Annotated in this window: 4 protein-coding genes; 1 reads left to right on the top strand and 3 read right to left on the bottom strand. The window is 64.9% G+C overall.

Annotation, left to right across the window (positions count from 1 at the left end):
• Positions 1-51 precede the first annotated feature (51 nt).
• Both ACXJL8_RS39250 and ACXJL8_RS39245 read right to left on the bottom strand, forming a co-directional pair.
• The gene (locus ACXJL8_RS39250; protein WP_456618221.1) at positions 52-354 is read right to left on the bottom strand and encodes a hypothetical protein; all 303 of its coding nucleotides are present in this window, start codon (positions 352-354) and stop codon (positions 52-54) included.
• Positions 355-476: 122 nt separating this feature from the next.
• Positions 477-998 (bottom strand): GNAT family N-acetyltransferase, encoded by a 522-nt coding sequence (locus tag ACXJL8_RS39245; RefSeq protein ID WP_456618220.1) that lies wholly within the window; start codon positions 996-998, stop codon positions 477-479.
• A 147-nt stretch (positions 999-1,145) separates the two neighbouring features.
• Between ACXJL8_RS39245 and ACXJL8_RS39240 the strand changes: the two genes are divergently transcribed.
• The gene (locus ACXJL8_RS39240; protein ID WP_456618219.1) at positions 1,146-1,535 is read left to right on the top strand and encodes a COG4315 family predicted lipoprotein; all 390 of its coding nucleotides are present in this window, start codon (positions 1,146-1,148) and stop codon (positions 1,533-1,535) included.
• Positions 1,536-1,616: 81 nt separating this feature from the next.
• Here the strand turns inward: ACXJL8_RS39240 and ACXJL8_RS39235 are convergent, their stop codons facing one another.
• Positions 1,617-2,027 (bottom strand): GFA family protein, encoded by a 411-nt coding sequence (locus tag ACXJL8_RS39235; RefSeq protein WP_456618218.1) that lies wholly within the window; start codon positions 2,025-2,027, stop codon positions 1,617-1,619.
• Between the last annotated feature and the right edge of the window lie 229 nt (positions 2,028-2,256).

The raw sequence follows: 2,256 nt of genomic DNA, 5'->3' as shown, positions 1-2,256 counted from the left end.
AATGAACGCCGCTGGCACGAACCAGCGGCGTTTCTGCAAGATCAGCTGGGCTTAGCGGCCGCCGCCACCACCGCCGCCACCGCCTCCTCCGCCACCACCACCGCCGGCATCACGCAGGGCCGAATTGTAGCGAGGGTCGGTCTGCTTCATGTAGATCGGCGAGATATCGTGGGTGAGGCGAACGACGCGCCGTCCAGCCTGCTGCTGCGGCACGTCGACAAAGCCGGCGCAGCCCTCGAAGAAGGCCGTGTCGCAGCCATAGGTCCGCAACTGAACTGCGTTGGCGCTGGTCGCGGTGAACGCGGTCGCCGCAGCGCATGCAATGAAAGCAACTTTCGACAATGTGAGTCTCATGAAAAATCTCCAGCCTCGGGTCGGCGAGACCGGAACGGCTCGCACAGTCGTTCGACGGAGGCTGATCGAAACCGGTTCGAGCGGGTTGCTTCACGCCCGCGTGAGGGAATCGGGCGGCGAACTCATGTGCCGGCGCTCGGCGGCTCCGTGAGATCGCGGAGCATATAGGTCGCGCTGGCGCCGTAGGATTCGAGCTTTGCGCGCAGCCCCGCATCGGCCGTGACGGGCCGAAAGCCGAAACGTTCCCACAGCGGCCGCGTAGCGTAGACCGAGACCAGGGCGAGGGTCGCGATGCCCCGCGAGCGCGCGAGTTGCTCGATCGCCGTGACATAAGCGCGCGCCACGCCGCCGCGAGAGTCGGGCAGCACGACAACGTCGTGCACGTAGAGGCAATCCGCATCATCCGGCAATCTTTCGAGGAAGCCGTCGAGTGGCGGGATCCGATGCTGATTCCAGGGATGCGAGAGGCCGTAGCCGGCGATCTCATTGCCTGCGGCGAGCACGAGGCAGCCATCCGGATAGAGCCGCATCTTCTCCGCGAGCACGTCGGCCCGTTCGGGAAGATCGGGATGGATCCGCGCCGCGATCGCGCTGATCGCCGGCAGGTCGGATGCGCGCGCGGGGCGCCAATGCGGCTTGCTCATCTCCATCCGTCGTTCCCTGTCAATCAATCCAATTTATTCCGTTGCAAGGACTCATGCAGCGAAAAATTTCTTTGCCGCGATCAGAGGAATACGGCGCGTCGGGCGGCGTCCTACCCCATGCAAGCCAATTGCATGACAGGAGACACCATGACCACATCCCCGATCCGCCTTGCGCTCACCCTTGCAGCATCGCTCGCGATGGTATCCGCGGCAATTGCTGCGCCGCCGACCAAGACCGGCAAGACCGACAAGGGTGCCGTGCTCACCGATGCCAAGGGCATGACGCTCTACACGTTCGACAAGGACAGCGAAGGCAAGTCCGCCTGCAACGGTCCGTGTGCGACAAACTGGCCGGTGCTGAAGGCCGAGGCCAGTGATGCAGCCAGCGACGGCTACACCGTCATCACCCGCGACGACGGCTCCAGGCAGTGGGCCTACAAGGGCAAGCCGCTCTACACCTTCGCCAAGGACCAGAAGCCCGGCGACATCACCGGCGACGGCTTTCTGAACGGCGCCTGGCATCTGGCGATGCCGTGATGAATCGATAGCCTGGGCCGGGTATCGCTGTTGCAGGCGACGCCCGGCTCGTCTCACAGGCGGTGCGCCGCGTGAGGAACGCTATCGTGCCGGGGGAGGGCCGGCCGCTTCCGGCAGTTCCGGCGTCGCGTCCTTGGGGTCGTACCAGCTTGCCGCGTCCGAGCGCCAGATGTGAGCGCGGGCGGGGCCCGCGACCGGCGTATCCAGGCATCCCATGCGCAACAGCACGTTCGGCTGCGCGACCCGTTCCGCCATGATGTGCGAGCCGCAACGGGTGCAGAAGCGGCGCAATTTTCCGGGCGACGATTCGAACGCGGCGAGCAGCTCTTCGCCGCGCACCCACCGGAACGCCGCGCGCGGCACCGGCATCACGCTGGAAAACGCCGAGCCGTGCGTCTTGCGGCAGGTCTGGCAATGACAATGCACGAAGGGCGCGGGCTCCGCGTCCGCTTCATACGCAACAGCGCCGCACAGGCAACTTCCGGTCAGCATGCTCTCCCCGCAGGTCCGTTCTTTCACGAAAAGCCAGTCTAGTCGCGGAGACGGCGGCGGTGAAGCAGCGAAAACGATCGCCTCATGCCCACGATTTACAATGCGCAAACGGCGCCGCGCACGCGTAAGTCGGGCCGCGCGCCTTGTAATCCATGGTTTCGTAGCCATTTCGGGCTGACATCCAGCCGAAAGGGCATTTCGATGAAGTTCCGTGTCGGATTCGAAATGC

It is taken from the genome of Bradyrhizobium sp. P5_C11_2 (assembly GCF_054049755.1).
Note: the sequence above shows the minus strand (reverse complement) of the source record. Positions and strands in the feature narration are given on the sequence as shown.